This is a genomic window from Sphingomonas sp. SL1004 (assembly GCF_057815015.1).
This window is the reverse complement of record NZ_JBYMUX010000002.1, coordinates 129,975-145,222: the sequence shown is the minus strand read 5'-3', so window position 1 is coordinate 145,222 and position 15,248 is coordinate 129,975. Positions and strand designations below refer to the sequence as shown.

Genomic DNA, 15,248 nt, shown 5'->3' with positions numbered 1-15,248 from the left:
GTCGTGCAAAATAAGATTGATCTCGTTGTCGGAGACAGGGGTCGGCGCACAGAACGGAGCCAGCTACCCGCTAACGATCGATAGTGACGGAAAACCTCCAAGATCGGGTTTTCGCCTACTCTGGCAAAGCGACACGGTTTGTCGCCCAGGCTGATCCTCAATTAATGGCTAGGTCAGTGGCCACGGGGGTGCCATCGGAAATCATGTGTTTTCCGACACCTAAGATTGTCTCATTTGTTCATCGATCTGGACTATTCGGGAAAACGCAATCGCAGTTATGCGCGTCAGCTGCTGCTCCCAACGCCTCATGTATCTGGCGCTTCTGCTGCTGGCACCGCATCTCGTGTTAAGCGCGCTGAACTATGGAGCTGGAACGTAGGATGCGCCCGAACGCTCTTGGCTTGGAACATCACAAGGAACCTCATGGCCAGCCCGACCCGCGATGAACGTCATGCGCTTCTTGTATCCAAACGCGCACTAAAAATGGCCCGTTCGACCCATGCCTATGTACGAGGCAATACCGCCAAATTCTACGAATGGTTAGAAGGCTCGCCAGCGGCGAAACGTGTTCCGCGCGGACCGGCAATCTGGATTTGTGGCGACTGCCACCTCGGCAACTTAGGCCCGATCGACGATGGCAACGGCCGCATTGAGGTACAAATCCGCGACCTCGACCAAGCAGTGATCGGCAATCCGGCCCACGACCTCATCCGGCTTGGCCTGTCGCTGGCAACAGCCGCGCGCGGCTCGGATCTCCCCGGTGTCACGACTGCGCGGATGATGGAGGCGATGGTCGATGGCTATGCCAAGGCCATGGCCGATCCGATCAGCGGGGACGCCGGCCCAGAACCGGACGTGGTACGCAGCGTAAAACGCCGCGCGCTGGGCCGCAAATGGAAGCATCTCGCGAAGGAGCGGCTGGAAAGCCCCGATCCCGTCATCCCGGTCGGCGACAAGTTCTGGGCTTTGGAGGATGATGAGCGCGTCACCCTTCGCGACATGCTCGGCGCGCCCGATGTCTCGAACCTGATTTTGTCGCTCGATCACAAAGACCGGAACCGCAGCGTCAGGATGGTCGATGCCGCCTATTGGATGAAGGGATGCAGTTCGCTTGGCCTGCTGCGCTTTGCCGCCCTGGTCGGCCTGAAGAACGCGAAGGGCCGATCGGATTATGCACTGCTCGACCTCAAGGAAGCGATCGCTCCGATCGCGCCTGCATCACCCGGAGCGATCATGCCAGCCGATCCAGCGGAGAGGGTGGTGGCAGCAGCGCGCGCCTTATCGCCGCATCTCGGCGAACGCATGGTTGCGACCAGGGCATTCGGCCGGTCGCTATTTATTCGTGAGCTGTCGCCGCAGGATCTGAAGCTGGAGGTCGATCAATTCAGCAATGGTGAAGCGGTCAAGGCCTCAAATTATCTCGCCTTTGTCGTCGGCAAGGCACACGCCCGCCAGATGGATGACACGACGCGGCGTGATTGGGCCGATATTCTCAATGCCGACCGCCGCGGCGCCATCGACGCGCCTACATGGCTATGGGAGAGCATCGTATCCTTAGCCGGCAGTCACGAGGCCGGGTATCTTGACCATTGTAGGCGGTATGCCCTGGCTTGATTTTTCGGTCGCATGGATCAAGGAGCACCCATCCAAAGGGACGGGCCCTTCCACAATCTTTGTCCGTTGCCGGGATTGGCCGCAAGCCAACTAATCTAAATCAGCGTGAATCTACGGCAACTCCATGTGTTTATACAGACATTTTCTGTAAGAGAAAAAGCTCCCGGCCTTCATATAAACGAATTTTGTTATGCGCTACTTCTTCAACTTACATGAATGCGGCCATATTACTTTTGACGATGATGGTGTGAATCACGACGATATTGGATCGGTTCGTCTATCGGCTATTCAAGCGGCAAGAGACATTATGGCGGCGGAGGTTCGGGTTGGGCAGCTATGTCTGAGCTGTCACATCGAGGTTTTCGATGTTGAAGGGCATCAGGTGCTGAAGCTCCCTTTCAAGGAGGCGATCGGCGTGACCGGATACTGAGTATATCGCAGATATTTAACTCATGTTACGGCGTCGCATGGATGCCATAATCGACAAACTACAAACCCTGGGCGAGTTGCCCGCGGCCGACAAATCACTAATCAAAACCGTTTTGAATGACATTCGATTGATTGGCGCCCGCAAAGATATCTTACGAGAAGGCGATAGGCCTACTCACGTCCATCTTCTGGTTTCCGGATGGTGCTGTCGATACAACATCGTCGTGAGCGGTGCTCGCCAGATTACCGCCTTCCTGCTGCCAGGCGATCTCTGTAATTCTCGCGCCACTCTGCTGCGACAAATGGATCATGGGATCAGCACTCTTACGCCAGCTAAAGTTGCTTTTATTGCCCCTTCGGACATGGACGAACTTCTCGCTCGGCCGCTGATCGCCCGCGCCTTATGGCTGGCGGGCTTGGTGGATGAAAGTGCGTTACGAGCCTGGATGATCAGCTTGGGAAAGCGCGACGCGGCCGGGAGAGTTGCCCACCTGATATGCGAACTTTTCGTCCGCCTTGGCATTGCTGGAAACACTCGGCCCGATGGCTTCGATCTTCCGCTCACGCAGGAGGAGTTGGGCGATGCCCTTGGCTTAACCCCTGTCCACGTCAACCGCGTCGTGCGCCACCTGCGCGAGGCGGGGATGATGTCCATCAAGAACCGCACTGTCGAGATTACGGACTTTCCCAAGCTTCAAAAAGCGGCCGGGTTTGATTCAGGCTATCTGCACGCCATAGGATAAGTGCGTAGACGGATCACAAACTGGCCTGTTGATTGGCATAGGTCGGGACTGTGGATCGGCGTGGAAAAAGGACCCCGGTAGCGGGGTGATCGGCGTCGAAAAAGGACCCCTCATTCCGTTGGTCTAAGGCTGTCCGCTTGGCAGATGTCAGGCGGCGAGATCGGGATGTTGGTATTGGAGACGGTATTGAGGATCCGGCGCGAGCACGCGTCGGGCAAAGCCATCAAGGCGATAATGCGAGACCTGCATTTGTCACGCGGTGTCGTGCGCAGGGCGATCCGGGCGCCGGAGGCGGACACCAAGTACCGGCGAGAAGTACAGCCGTTGCCAAAATTGGGGCCGTTTCAGATGCGGCTCGATGCGCTGTTGGAAGAGGATGAGGCGCGGCCCCGGCGCGAGAAGCTGCGCATCACGCGTATCCACGATCTGCTGCTGCGTGAGGGGTTCGACGGCTCGTACGACGCGGTGCGCCGCTACGCTACCCGCTGGCGGCAGGCTCGGCGTCGCGACGTAATGGACGCGCCAGCGTTCATCCCGCTGCTGTTCCGGCCGGGCGAGGCCTACCAGTTCGACTGGAGCCACGAAGACGTCGAGATCGCGGGCAAGCCGATGCGGGTGAAGGTTGCGCATGTGCGGCTGTGCGCATCGCGGGTGATGTACGTGCGAGCCTATCCGCGCGAGACGCAGGAGATGCTGTTCGACGCCCATGCGCGGGCATTCGCCTTCTTCGGTGGCGTGCCGACGCGGGGCATCTACGACAACATGAAGACTGCCGTGACGAGCGTGTTCACAGGCAAGGAACGGGTTTTCAACCGGCGTTTTCTGGTCATGGCGAACCACTACATGGTCGAGCCGACCGCATGCTCGCCGGCAGCCGGCTGGGAGAAAGGCCAGGTCGAAAACCAGGTCCAGACGGCACGCGGTCGGTTCTTCCAACCGCGCCTGCGCTTTGTCAGCCTCCAGGAGCTGAACGGCTGGCTGGAGGCGGAATGTTGCCGCTGGGCCGACCTGCACCAGCACCCTGAGCAGAAGGAACTGACGGTTGCCCAGGCGTGGGCTGCCGAGCGCGGTGTGCTCCAGCCGGTCGCCGCGCCCTTCGACGGGTTCTACGAGAGCGAGCATGCGGTGAGCGGCACGTGCCTGATAAGCTTCGACCGCAACCGCTATTCCGTCTCGGCCAAAGCAGTGCGGCGCACGGTCCAGGTGCGTGCCTATGCTACCCGCATCGTCGTGCGCCTCGGCGATGAGGTACTCGCCGACCATCCTCGGTTCTTTGGTCGCGACCGCACCATCTACGACCCGTGGCACTATCTGCCGGTGCTCGTGACCAAGCCCGGCGCCTTACGTAACGGCGCGCCATTCCAGGACTGGGAGTTGCCGCCTGCGCTGTCACGACTGCGGCGCAAGCTCGGCGCTGGCGATGATGCAGACCGGCGGTTCGTGCGCGTGCTTGCAGCGGTGCTCGACGACGGGCTCGATCTCGTCGAGGCGGCCGTCCGTGAAGCATTGCTGGCCGGTATCACCAGCGACGACGTCATTCTCAACATCCTCGCCCGTCGGCGCGAGCCGCCACGACCGTTGGCCATCGCCACACCCGAGGACCTGGCGCTGCGCCATCCACCTCGTGCCGACTGCGGTCGCTACGACAGCCTGCGAGGTTTCCATGCAGCGGCATGAGATGATGACGGCCATGGCCGAGTTAGGGCTCAAGGGCATGGCTGGTGCCTTCGACGAAGCGGTCACCACCGGCCTGCAGCGCAAGCGTATGACGATGGAAATCCTGACCGACCTGCTGCGGGCAGAGACGGCCCATCGCCATGCAGCGTCGGTCCGCTACCGGATGTCAGCCGCCAAGCTGCCGGCGGTGAAGGACCTCGACGCCTTCGTATTTGACGGCACGCCCATCAACGAAGGCCTGGTGCGCTCGCTGCACAGCGGCTCCTTCTTGGCCGGCCAGCGCAACATCGTGCTCGTCGGTGGTACGGGCACCGGCAAGACGCACCTCGCCAGCGCCATTACCGCCAACGTCGTGCGAAACGGCGCCCGCGGCCGCTACTTCAACACGGTCGACCTGGTGAACCGGCTTGAGGAGGAAACTCGCCTCGGCAAGGCCGGCGCGCTTGCAGCTCAGCTGTCACGCCTTGAGGTCGTGGTGCTCGACGAGCTTGGTTATCTGCCGTTCGCCCGCTCGGGCGGCCAGCTGCTCTTCCACCTGGTCAGCAAGCTCTACGAGCGGACCTCGGTCATCGTCACTACGAACCTTGCCTTTGGCGAATGGCCGACTGTCTTCGGCGACCCCAAGATGACCACCGCGCTGCTCGACCGCATTACGCACCACTGCGACATCGTCGAAACCGGCAACGGCAGCTGGCGCTTCAAGCACCGCAGCTAGCCCTCGGGAACCCGACAGAGGAACGCTTCGCGCTGGTTACGCCTCCGGGCGGGCTACGCCCGCCCTACGCCGCAACCAGCGCGAACGGCGCGTCCGTTACCGTCACGCCGCCCAACGAAGGGGTCTCTTTTGGACGCCGATAGGGGGTCCTTTTTGGACGCCGATTGACAGGTCGGGACTGATGCGACCGGATTAGGCGCTCCTTCACCTGCGCCAGCTTGGCTTCCAACTCCTCCTAGCCGGCTTCAGTTTTTCCGACACGCAGATGCTAAATAGCGGTGACTGTTAAAACGAGCGAGAGCGGCGGAGAGAAGACGGGGGCGACCGTTTGGATCAAGGTGCTGGAATTTGGATAGGCGTTGAAACGTGCCCCGCTGCGGGGGAGACAACTAGCTGAAATGTTCTGAAAATCGTAAATTTGGAGGGGCCGGATCAGCATAGATCAAGACCCCCGTCTATTGTTATCATCATGGTAAACCGATGGTCTATCGAAACCTTACCGGGGTTCTATCTTCAGTGTCGATCCACCCTGCAAAATAACTGAAGTATATCGTCTTGCCGAAAATCCACATGAATTCGTACAATGACATTGATGCGATCGACGTTGAAGGCGTTGATCGTGTAGATCTGGAAGAGACTAAAAAAGAAGCGGTTGCTGGTGCGCGGGATCTAATTGCCACCCGCATTACTTCCAGCCAGTCGATATATAAAAGCCATTGGATTGAAATTACCGATGATCAAGGAGACATTCTTCACGTCGTTCCATTTGGAGATATATTAGATATTATACTTTAATTACTTGCATTAACTATCAAGCGATGCATCCTATCCAAATCTACAATTTTGCATCACGAATGCGAGAGGTTTGCGCCGCTATAACCGCTAGACTGTAACCTGCGAACCATGCTTGAGATGCCTCGTAATTCGAGGGTAGCCACGGGCAACCCAATGGTGTCGCGCCCGCTTTCGCGGCTTGTATCCCTTGCATGTGAGCTATCGCAGTTAGATGAAGGCTTTCTTGCATTGGGTGCGAATGACGATTTTTCTCAATGAATTCAATGGAAAAAGGCAGCTGCCTTGATGCGCAATACTTAGTGGCGACGCCGATAGGCAAAGAACTGGCGAGTTTTGAAACATTTTCCAATTGGAACAGCGCTGCCGTCGCTACCGGCGTTCGTCTGGGAGAGACGACGATTGTCACTCAGCACTATCTAGTCGTGGACGCCTTCTTCAGCATATCCGCAACCTTGGTTGACAACGCTTCGAGCGTGAAAGGCTTTGTAAGGAGTTCCATGCCCGGCTCCAAATGGCCGTTTCCCACTGCGGCGTTTTCGGCGAATCCGGTGATAAATAGCACCTTTATGCCCGGCCGGAGCCTGCGCGCCTCGTCTGCGACCTGACGACCGTTCATTCCGTTTGGCAGACCGACATCGGTGATAAGCAACTCGATCCTGGCACTCGATTGCAGCACCTCGATCCCCGCTGCACCATCGGCCGCACCGACCACGGTATAGCCGAGATCGTCCAGCACCTCATCGATGAGATGGCGTATGGTAGCTTCATCGTCGATTACCAGAACCGTTTGTCCGTCGGTACTTTCGGTCAATGTCGCTTCACCATCGTGATCGTCGATTTGCGCAGGGCCATCATAACGCGGTAAAAAGATGGAGACGGTCGTGCCCTGATCCATCTCGGAGTGGATGCGGACCTGACCGCCCGATTGTCGGGCGAAACCATAGATCATGGACAATCCCAAGCCGGTGCCTTGACCAATAGGTTTGGTCGTGAAGAACGGTTCGAACGCACGGCGGATTGTCTCGGCCGACATACCTGTGCCGGTGTCGGTGACACACACACAAACGTACTTACCTGGTGGCAGGTCACGCTCTTGCCCGGTATGATCGTCGATCCACGTGTTGGCCGTTTCAATCGTTAGCTTGCCACCCCCTGGCATGGCGTCGCGACCGTTCACGCACAGGTTTATAATTGCGTTTTCCAACTGTGGTCCGTCAATCTGCGTCGTCCAAAGCTCGGCAGCTTGTACGACTTCGATAGCTACGGTCGCGCCTACCGTCCGATTGAGCAGTTCGTGCAACCCGACTAAAATGCGGTTGACGTCAGTCGGCTTGGGATCAAGCGTTTGCCGACGCGAAAAGGCGAGCAGGCGCTGCGTCAGCGTGGCGGCGCGACGACCAGCCCCCTGAGCAGCGTTGATGAAGCGGTCGAGATCATCGAGACGCCCACGCGCGACCCGCATCTGGAGCAGTTCAAGATTGCCCATCATGCCAGCAAGCAGATTATTGAAGTCGTGCGCCAGTCCGCCAGTAAGCTGGCCCACTGCTTCCATCTTCTGCGATTGGCGAAGCGCCTCTTCGGTCTGCCGCTGGCGCGTCATTTCAACGCCCACGCCGGTGCGCCGGACGGGTTTGCCTTGCTCATCATGGTAGGTATGGCCGCGTGAGAGCACCCAGCGGATGGAGCCGTCGGGGTGTTGAATCCGGTACTCCAGTTCGAGGTCACCTGAGACCGACAGTCCGCCAGCCATCGTGCTCTTCAGGCTCACCTGATCGTCCGGATGCACGTTGGTGAGAAACTCGCCACGGGGAATGCCGCTAGGTCCTCGTACGGGATCGATGGCGTAGAGATCTGCAATATCGGCGTCATAGAAGAACAGGTCGGTCGCCACTTCGTAGGTCCATGCCCCTACGCCGCCAACTGCGGACAAAGCGAGGCGCGCGAAGTCCTGTGCGTCACGAAGGATCGCCTCACGCTCATGGTCGCGCGTAACATCACGACCGCTCGCATAGACCATGCCGTTTTCGAAAGCGCCGGTCCAACCGAAGCAACGATACGATCCATCCTTGTGGCGCAAGCGGTATTCGTACGGCACCACCAGCCGCTGTTCGAAGATGCTGGCAAAGGCGACAAGCGTTGCATCCAAATCGTCAGGATGGGTGAGAGCTACGAACCGCTGGCCGATCACCTCATGTGGCTCCCAACCCAGAACCTCGGTCCACATTGGGTTGACGGCCTCGATCGTTCCGTCAGGCAAAGCAACCGCTAACAGCTCTTGGGAAATTTGCCATGCACGGGCAAGGTTCACCGTGGCGTCAATAACTTGCTGCCCAAACGTTTCGTTCATGTTGCGCGACCGTCGTTCTCGGTCGAGTTGATCGTGCTTTTCGTAGCCGAGTTCCTGAACGCCGCCAGGGTTGACGCTTCATCACGCTCGAGCAAGCGCAGTGCGCAGCGCAAAACCTCGCTAATGCTGCGGTAGCGGCCCGAGGCAAGGAGCTTGTGAAGGAGCGCGTCCTGTTCAGGGGTGATCGAGACGGTCACGGTGCGGCGAGCAGACATAAATACGCAGTGCCCGCTAAGATTTGTTCTTACAAGCGGGCGTGGTTCCATAGGCGAAAAATGATGCACCGGTAAGGTGCTCGGTCGCTGGGAACTTGATCTCGGCTTCAACCGCTTCATCCGTGCCGATGCCCCTCACAGTCGGCAGGAGATTGCGATGTCGACGCCTGAAACTCTCGAAGATGTATACGCTGATGAGCTGAAAGACCTCTGGTCAGCCAATGATCAAATGAAAAAGCTGTTGAAGAAGATCGCGTCGAAAGCGACTGATTCAAGCCTGAAGGAAATGCTGACCACCTCACAGGACGGGATCACCAAGCATACCGACCTTCTGAAAGAACTCATCGAAGGTCAGGACGAGAAAGTTTCGAAAGAACATTGCAAGGGTATGGAAGGCTTGGTAGCCGAAGCGACGAAGCATATCCTTGAGGAAGGTCCCGATAAGGGCCCGGTTCTCGACACGATTATTATCGCTCAATATCAGCGCATGACGCATTACGGCATTGCCGGGTTCGGAACCGCAGCAGCTTATGCCAAGGCGCTCGGGCTGAAAGACGATACCAAGAAGCTCAAGGATGCCACTAAGGAAATCCAGAGCGGCGACAAAATGGCGTCGCAAATCGCTGATGCAGCGGTCAATGTGAAAGCCGAAGAAGAAGCCTGATGGCTGTAACGGCGTAGCTAAGCCGGGTCGGGAATTATAGAGGTGACGGTCGGGTTGACCGTCACCTTGCCTGTTTAGTGGTCTCATTCCGCAGAACCGTCACCTCCGGTATACCGAAACGGGCACTCCCACATGCCATCTACAGCCCGGCCACTATACTGACGTGCTTCGCTATTTTCGCCGTGACGGGCCAGCATTGGGTTACGCGAGCCGGCCAGTGCCTCGTCGCGCACCATGATCTTCTCGCGCATGCTTTCGTACCGACCAGCATCACGAAGTTGCACGAATTGATCGTGTAGGTTGAACACCATCGTCGGCGTCACGAACCGCCGCGCTGGTCTGCTCGCATGAGGATGCAGGCCAACGACGAAGAAGGCCGCTCCGCCGAAGCTCAGCGAAAAGTGCGGACTGTCTGGATCCTCGCTGACAGTCGCATCGTACGGCTGTCCTCGCCACACATCCTTGTCAGAGAGCGACTGAATCCGTGTCCACATCGCATGCTCGAACTCTGGTTCTGTTAGGTCCAGCGGACCTTCAAAAACGACGGCTAGGCTGCGGAACAGCCCAGGATCACGAAGGTAATCGGCGGTCCAGCCCAGCAGGCGATCATGGATGCGTAGATCGTCCCATGAACTGGTCAAATCGCGACAGGTGAAGACCGCGAGCGTTCCCTTCGCCTGAGCGGCCTTGGCACCGACACAAGGAAAATCGGCTGCTCCAACATGCGTCTTAAGTTCACTGGCTAAATCTTCATGGCTTGGGCGCTGCCACTGCGCATCAGGAAAAAGCGAGCTCATGAAACCGTGCCGTTATTTGTTGTTACGTAGCGATCAGGCGTGACGATGGCTGACGCTATCCTCTTTCCTGTTGTCGTGGGTACGGACCTCACTCAAGGCGATTTCGCACACGCAACGATTGTGTTTAACGACCGCTCCTACGAGATTGCCGTTCGAGTGGGAAGTTTCCTCGCGCCATACTCGAGTGCCATGTGCGGCACGGTCAACGCGCTCAACAACATAAAGCTCGTGCGAACGACATTTGCATCGAAATCGATTTTTTGCCCGGTGTAGTAGATGCAGATGCCCAGAAAGAATGCCATCGCCGTCAGCGTCAAACTCTGGCGCATGGCTGGCAGCGAGCCTCGGCGATGCTGTGATACAAACGCACGTGGAGTATGCAGCAACGCGAAGTAAAAACCGAACGCCACCAGCGGCTGTGCAACGGCAAAAAGCGTGCTGGTCAGCCCCAGGTCGAGCAACGAGGCTATTGGCTTACCCGCTTCTGAGGCCCGATAAACCACTACAGCGACGGCGACTACCCATATGCCAACGGCTGGACCAGCGATCAGCCACAGGACGGTAGAACCGCCTTGCTTGGCAAGTATGGTAAAGAGCCGCTCTACCTCCACCGTGTGAAAAAGCGCAGGCACCACAATTGGCGCCCCACCATGGGCGACCACGTCGAACCATGACCCGGATGCTCGCTCGCTCTCACCGTCCTGCATTCCAAAATGTATCACTGACAGAACTAGGAATGTAGCGAGCATGAAGGTTGGCCGCGCAGCCCACATGCCGAGGACCAAAGCGGCCAAGCCGACATAGGCCGCGAGAAACGGTACCCACCAGGTTGAACCGAAAAATCGGAAAACGTGCCGACCTACTACAGCGTCCGTTGCACCATGAGGCAGGCCGGCGACGACAGCGAGAATGAGTACGATCGACGTTGCGACATGCCCAGTAAGCGCTGCGGCTCCGACAACGAGCATTGTCCAAACGTTTGCAGGCGATATCCGCCAACACGAGGATGGGCAGATCGCAAACAATCCGCCCAGTCGCCGAACCGTTGTCGCCGGCATGATCAATCAGCGACGATTGAGAGCGGCGTATCCTGACGGCTCGGCCAGCTCAGTACGGCCTGGCGCCTCCACGTGATGGTACGCCACGGGCGCTGGACGCAGATCATGATCGGGCACTTCCCCTGCAGCTAGGTCTGCTGTGACCTTTGCCTTGGTGCCAGCCATTGACCAGATGCCATAGACGACCTTCGCGAATACATCGAAACAGGTGTACAGGGCGGCGGTCGCAACTGGATCGATCGCCTTGATCCCTTCCGAGCCGAGCAAGAAGATGATCGGGTAGGCGAGCCAGGTCATCGACAGGATCGTAGCGTTGGTTCTGTAGAGCTTCGAGGCGCGGGGACCGGACTTCTCTGCTTCGAGGCGGAGCGGCCCCCATAGACCGATGTAGATGAACGCAAAGGCACCCGAGCTGATCAGAAACCACATCCACTTGGCCGACGACCCCGTTGGACTGAACCCGGCCACCACGCCTGTCGCGATCATGTAAAAATCAGCAAACAGCAGGCCGAGCATCAGCGCCCATCGGCGGAAAGGCGAATGCATCGCGGTCAGACAGAGGCCGGCAAGGAGCATGGGCGTGGTCATCGCCCAATCGACGTAGCGGGCAACGTAGAAGTCACGCCCATCCGCGAGGATCAGCGATCCTTGGCCAAGCGCCATAGCGAGATAGGATGCCGTTGCGGTTAGCGTCACGAACAGGTGGAGAAGGTAGTGGTTCTCCTCATCACGGGTTCGCCGGTTCCAGCAGGATTGCCGATCCCACCGCCATGGCGATGAACCCGAACCATAACCACTCCGACGTCGACATTGCATAATCTCCTACGACACTTCGCGGGAACGCGCGATCAGGGTTAATGGCGCATTCATTTGGAAATTTAGCAACGAGTGCCTACGAGCGTCCTATCGGACCGACGATCCGCTCGGCCGACCTTTGTTCAGTGAGGCTCGATGCTCGACGGATTAACTCTTCCTGTGTTGCTCGCTATCTTTGCGGCCTGTGCAGGCGTGATCTGGGTTGCCGGCGTGAAGCTCGCAGATACGACGGACATCCTTTCATCGCGTCTGCACCTCGGGAAGGCACTTGGCGGGATCGTCGTCTTGGCGGTAGCTACCAATCTTCCCGAACTCGCGATCACCGTCAGTGCGGCTCTCTCAGGGGATCTCGGCGTAGCCGTCGGCAATATCCTTGGCGGCATTGCCATCCAGACACTGGTGCTGGTCGCGATGGATGTTGCGATGAAGGAAGACGTGCCGTTAACCTACCGTGCCGCCAGCCTGACGCTGGTGATCGAAGCAGTATTGGTGGTCGCTGTCCTGATCGTCTCGATCATGGCGACCCAGTTGCCGGGCAGCCTGATCGCTGCGCGGTTGACGCCCGGTGCAGTTATGATCGCAGTGTTATGGCTAGGGGGGCTGTGGCTCTCGAGCCGCGCCAGCAAGGGCTTACCCTGGCACGACAGCGCCGGGGATGCACCGGATACGCAAGGCGAGCCAAAGGGTCATTCACAAGGCAAGAAAGACGCGAAATCAACCGAACGGGGAGAAAGCACGATACGCCTGGCGGTCGTCTTCGGGGGCGCTGCGCTTGCGACGCTCGCTGCTGGCGTACTGCTCGAGCGTAGCGGTGATGCCATCGCCGGCCACATCGGGTTGAGCGGCGTGCTGTTCGGCGCAACCGTGCTTGCTGCCGCCACCTCGCTGCCTGAGCTTTCAACAGGGATAACGTCTGTACGGATGAAGGACTATCAACTCGCGATCAGCGATATCTTTGGCGGCAATGCCTTTCTGCCAGTGCTGTTCCTCCTCGCCGTTATCATCTCCGGGAAAGCCGTGCTTCCGCAGGCGAAGGCAAGCGACATCTATCTAGCCGGTCTCGGCGTACTCCTGACATGCGTCTATGCAGCTGGGCTGATATTTCGGCCAAAGCGACAGATCCTGCGCATGGGCGTGGATTCGCTCGCGGTGCTCATCCTCTATGCGATCGGCGTTGGCGGACTGTTCGCGATCTCGGCTGGGCAATCTGGCTGACGTATACGGTCGCATCGAAACGCCTGCACAACAAACTTAAGTCCGGGTCTTTCGTTTAACGGTGGCTGGCCGCGGATGGCCTGCACACTATGGAGACTCCGATGTATTATCATGACAGCCGCCTCCAATATCCCGTTACCGTCGACAAGCCGAACCCCGCTTTTGCGACGCTGCTCCAGCAGGCAATTGGCGGCGTTGAGGGTGAGATCCGTGTCTGTATGCAGTATTTCTTCCAGGCATGGGGTAACCGCGCGCCCACTTCCAAATACCGCGATATGTTGCTCCATACCGCGACTGAGGAGATCGGCCACATCGAGATGCTGGCGACCGCCGTGGCGCTCAACCTCGATAAGGCGCCGACCTCGCTCCAGGAAGAGGGCGCATCGGACGGCGTCGTTGGAGCAATTATGGGCGGCGGCTCGGGCAAGGGTGCGATCGAGGGTATGATCCACAAGAACCTCCTGTCGGCAGGTCTGGCGGCAATGCCGATGGACTCCGATGGCGTGCCGTTTAACATGAGCCATATCTATGCTAGCGGGAACATCGCGGCCGACATGTACTGTAATGTTGCTGCTGAGAGCACGGGCCGTGTGCTGGCCGTACGCCTGTTCAACGCGACCGACGATGACGGCATGAAGAAGATGCTCCATTACATGATCGCCCGCGATACGATGCATCAGCAGCAATGGCTGGCAGTGATCGAGGAACTGGGTGGCGATGCAGGTACGCTGCCGATCCCTAACTCTTTCCCACAAAGCCAGGAAGACCAGCAGAACAATTACAACTTCTACGCGACGGCGATGGACAAGTCCGTGCCCGAAGGGCGTTGGACGAGCGGACCGTCGATTGACGGGAAGGGCGAATTCACTGTGTTCCAGAACGAGCCGCTTGGCGATACGCCGGTACTGGGCGCGGCCCGCCCCGACAGCGGTGCCGAGACCCAGCAGATCGGCTGACAATCAGGTCGGGCGCTGCGAGGCGCCCGACCGCTTTACAATTCGACCTTCGGCTGATTACCCGAACGCCTTTGTCGTTACGCGGGAATGGCTTCGATGCTGGACGTATTGGCAGCGGTGACGCCGTTCTCACGGTGGCGAAAATCGCTCAGAGCCTTGTAGACCTGAAGCCGGGCCCGCATCACCCCGCCAAGTGGTCGATGTTCGGTCAGACTGTGCGCCGGCCGGAAGGTCATGACCTCATCGAAATATCGCACTCGTTCAGCGCTGTAGGCATCCTGGCGAGGCAAGCGGATTGTGGCGACCGTACGGTACTGACTATCTTGCGCAGGCCACTCGACCGACGTGTCCTCGATCGGCTGGGTTTCGGCATTCGCCCAGAGCTGTGCGCGCAGTTCGAAGACCGCATCGTGCTCATTGAAGTAGGCGATAGCCGCATGGCGAAAGCCGTCTTCGTCCTGATGCGGGTCGAGTTGCCAGTCGTTGAGCGCGAGTTGATCCGGCGCGACCGGAAACGTGCCTAGCTTGGCAACATAATCGCCGTAGCGGACGGGGCACTGACTGAAATAGTAATCGTCCAGCGGATGGCTGAAAGGATGGCCATAAAAGTCCATCGTCGGGCTTGGCCCACCCGTGACCGCGTTCAGAACTTTGTTGATGTTACGTGCGATCGAAGAAGCTGCGCTTTTCACGCCTTCCGGCATCGGCGTCAAAGCGCCGATCTTCCCCGCCTGGCTAAGGAAACCCGCCGCTGTGCCGGCCGGGAAGGTCGGACCGCTGGCGAACACGAAATCCTGCGTCGGCGCGTCGTGGCCTGGCAGCTTTTCGCCCTCAACACCAAATACCTTGATCGCCATGCCACGATGCGTCGACACGCGGTCACCGAGGTTCTCACCCGGCCCCTGCGCAAAGCGGACCGCGACCTGGAATGTGCCACCACTAGCGAAAAGACCCTGCGCCAGTTCGGGCGGCAGATCGTCGGCAACGATCAGTTCGCCGATCACACAAGCAGTGCTTTTAGCGTGGCTGGCGCGGACGGCATGGCCTTCACGCTTTTCGACTACTTCACTTTCCTGCGTCATCCCCTTGATAATGCCGTCGATCGACGCTTGCTCGTCTTGTTCAGGCGTCTCGATATCGGGGGCGTAGCGCAGGTAGGTCATCGATGCGTCTCCAGTTCAAAATTCGTACCGATTACAACGCATTG

At 58.6% G+C, this 15,248-nt stretch carries 16 protein-coding genes; 9 read left to right on the top strand and 7 right to left on the bottom strand.

Translation table 11 applies throughout. The annotated features are described in order from the left end of the window. Nucleotides 1-423: 423 nt before the first annotated feature. The 6 genes from AC3D24_RS21380 to AC3D24_RS21355 all read left to right on the top strand — a co-directional run bounded on the left by AC3D24_RS21380 (nt 424) and on the right by AC3D24_RS21355 (nt 5,973). Nucleotides 424-1,614, top strand: a complete 1,191-nt coding sequence (locus tag AC3D24_RS21380) for a DUF2252 family protein (protein WP_489033505.1) — start codon at nt 424-426, stop codon at nt 1,612-1,614. 190 nt (nt 1,615-1,804) lie between these two features. Continuing rightward, complete coding sequence (locus tag AC3D24_RS21375) at nt 1,805-2,044, top strand: DUF6894 family protein (RefSeq protein ID WP_489033504.1); 240 nt, start codon at nt 1,805-1,807, stop codon at nt 2,042-2,044. Nucleotides 2,045-2,081: 37 nt separating this feature from the next. Next, entirely contained in the window at nt 2,082-2,786 is a 705-nt protein-coding gene (locus AC3D24_RS21370; RefSeq protein WP_489033502.1) for a Crp/Fnr family transcriptional regulator, read from the top strand. A gap of 165 nt (nt 2,787-2,951) precedes the next feature. Further along, nucleotides 2,952-4,463, top strand: a complete 1,512-nt coding sequence (gene istA, locus AC3D24_RS21365; RefSeq protein ID WP_489033500.1) for an IS21 family transposase — start codon at nt 2,952-2,954, stop codon at nt 4,461-4,463. Continuing rightward, nucleotides 4,450-5,178, top strand: a complete 729-nt coding sequence (gene istB / locus AC3D24_RS21360) for an IS21-like element helper ATPase IstB (RefSeq protein ID WP_489033499.1) — start codon at nt 4,450-4,452, stop codon at nt 5,176-5,178. Before istA ends, istB begins: the two co-directional genes overlap by 14 nt. Before the next feature lie 570 nt (nt 5,179-5,748). Continuing rightward, a complete protein-coding gene (locus AC3D24_RS21355) occupies nt 5,749-5,973 on the top strand; it encodes a DUF6894 family protein (protein ID WP_489033497.1) in 225 nt (74 codons plus the stop codon). A 40-nt stretch (nt 5,974-6,013) separates the two neighbouring features. On the opposite strand, the gene AC3D24_RS21350 is transcribed toward AC3D24_RS21355, so the two are convergent. Genes AC3D24_RS21350 through AC3D24_RS21340 form a run of 3 tightly spaced genes read right to left on the bottom strand, consistent with a single transcriptional unit; the run spans nt 6,014 to nt 8,517 of the window. After that, nucleotides 6,014-6,379: a hypothetical protein gene (locus tag AC3D24_RS21350; protein WP_489033495.1), complete on the bottom strand. Its 366-nt coding sequence runs from the start codon at nt 6,377-6,379 to the stop codon at nt 6,014-6,016. A 6-nt stretch (nt 6,380-6,385) separates the two neighbouring features. Further along, on the bottom strand, nt 6,386-8,320 hold the full coding sequence (locus AC3D24_RS21345) for a hybrid sensor histidine kinase/response regulator (protein ID WP_489033491.1): 1,935 nt from the start codon (nt 8,318-8,320) through the stop codon (nt 6,386-6,388). Beyond that, the gene (locus tag AC3D24_RS21340) at nt 8,317-8,517 is read right to left on the bottom strand and encodes a ribbon-helix-helix domain-containing protein (RefSeq protein ID WP_489033488.1); all 201 of its coding nucleotides are present in this window, start codon (nt 8,515-8,517) and stop codon (nt 8,317-8,319) included. Before AC3D24_RS21340 ends, AC3D24_RS21345 begins: the two co-directional genes overlap by 4 nt. A 94-nt stretch (nt 8,518-8,611) precedes the next feature. Here AC3D24_RS21340 and AC3D24_RS21335 point away from each other — a divergent pair, with 94 nt between their 5' ends. Next, on the top strand, nt 8,612-9,199 hold the full coding sequence (locus tag AC3D24_RS21335) for a YciE/YciF ferroxidase family protein (RefSeq protein WP_489033487.1): 588 nt from the start codon (nt 8,612-8,614) through the stop codon (nt 9,197-9,199). 83 nt (nt 9,200-9,282) lie between these two features. Here AC3D24_RS21335 and gntA read toward each other — a convergent pair whose 3' ends face one another. The 3 genes from gntA to AC3D24_RS21320 form a co-directional block, all read right to left on the bottom strand. Continuing rightward, nucleotides 9,283-9,996, bottom strand: coding sequence for a guanitoxin biosynthesis heme-dependent pre-guanitoxin N-hydroxylase GntA (gntA, locus tag AC3D24_RS21330; RefSeq protein WP_489033485.1), 714 nt, complete (start codon nt 9,994-9,996; stop codon nt 9,283-9,285). A gap of 137 nt (nt 9,997-10,133) precedes the next feature. After that, entirely contained in the window at nt 10,134-10,964 is an 831-nt protein-coding gene (locus tag AC3D24_RS21325) for a Brp/Blh family beta-carotene 15,15'-dioxygenase (RefSeq protein ID WP_489033483.1), read from the bottom strand. Between the two features lie 96 nt (nt 10,965-11,060). Continuing rightward, nucleotides 11,061-11,870, bottom strand: a complete 810-nt coding sequence (locus AC3D24_RS21320) for a bacteriorhodopsin (RefSeq protein WP_489033482.1) — start codon at nt 11,868-11,870, stop codon at nt 11,061-11,063. 135 nt (nt 11,871-12,005) lie between these two features. Between AC3D24_RS21320 and AC3D24_RS21315 the strand changes: the two genes are divergently transcribed. Together AC3D24_RS21315 and AC3D24_RS21310 are read left to right on the top strand one after the other, a co-directional pair. Beyond that, complete coding sequence (locus AC3D24_RS21315; protein WP_489033481.1) at nt 12,006-13,085, top strand: sodium:calcium antiporter; 1,080 nt, start codon at nt 12,006-12,008, stop codon at nt 13,083-13,085. 101 nt (nt 13,086-13,186) lie between these two features. Next, entirely contained in the window at nt 13,187-14,041 is an 855-nt protein-coding gene (locus AC3D24_RS21310) for a manganese catalase family protein (protein WP_489033479.1), read from the top strand. Between the two features lie 77 nt (nt 14,042-14,118). Here the strand turns inward: AC3D24_RS21310 and AC3D24_RS21305 are convergent, their stop codons facing one another. After that, nucleotides 14,119-15,204 carry a catalase family protein gene (locus AC3D24_RS21305; RefSeq protein WP_489033477.1) on the bottom strand — a complete coding sequence of 362 codons (1,086 nt, stop codon included), beginning with the start codon at nt 15,202-15,204 and terminating at the stop codon, nt 14,119-14,121. Between the last annotated feature and the right edge of the window lie 44 nt (nt 15,205-15,248).

Bases quoted from the DNA above. Each gene is read 5' to 3' on its own strand.
- AC3D24_RS21380 (WP_489033505.1), top strand. From the start codon at position 424: ATGGCCAGCCCGACCCGCGATGAACGTCATGCGCTTCTTGTATCCAAA.
- AC3D24_RS21310 (WP_489033479.1), top strand. From the start codon at position 13,187: ATGTATTATCATGACAGCCGCCTCCAATATCCCGTTACCGTCGACAAG.
- istB (WP_489033499.1), top strand. From the start codon at position 4,450: ATGCAGCGGCATGAGATGATGACGGCCATGGCCGAGTTAGGGCTCAAG.
- gntA (WP_489033485.1), bottom strand. From the start codon at position 9,996: ATGAGCTCGCTTTTTCCTGATGCGCAGTGGCAGCGCCCAAGCCATGAA.
- AC3D24_RS21370 (WP_489033502.1), top strand. From the start codon at position 2,082: ATGGATGCCATAATCGACAAACTACAAACCCTGGGCGAGTTGCCCGCG.
- istA (WP_489033500.1), top strand. From the start codon at position 2,952: ATGTTGGTATTGGAGACGGTATTGAGGATCCGGCGCGAGCACGCGTCG.
- AC3D24_RS21375 (WP_489033504.1), top strand. From the start codon at position 1,805: ATGCGCTACTTCTTCAACTTACATGAATGCGGCCATATTACTTTTGAC.
- AC3D24_RS21345 (WP_489033491.1), bottom strand. From the start codon at position 8,320: ATGAACGAAACGTTTGGGCAGCAAGTTATTGACGCCACGGTGAACCTT.
- AC3D24_RS21355 (WP_489033497.1), top strand. From the start codon at position 5,749: ATGAATTCGTACAATGACATTGATGCGATCGACGTTGAAGGCGTTGAT.
- AC3D24_RS21325 (WP_489033483.1), bottom strand. From the start codon at position 10,964: ATGCTCGTTGTCGGAGCCGCAGCGCTTACTGGGCATGTCGCAACGTCG.
- AC3D24_RS21320 (WP_489033482.1), bottom strand. From the start codon at position 11,870: ATGCAATGTCGACGTCGGAGTGGTTATGGTTCGGGTTCATCGCCATGG.
- AC3D24_RS21315 (WP_489033481.1), top strand. From the start codon at position 12,006: ATGCTCGACGGATTAACTCTTCCTGTGTTGCTCGCTATCTTTGCGGCC.
- AC3D24_RS21305 (WP_489033477.1), bottom strand. From the start codon at position 15,204: ATGACCTACCTGCGCTACGCCCCCGATATCGAGACGCCTGAACAAGAC.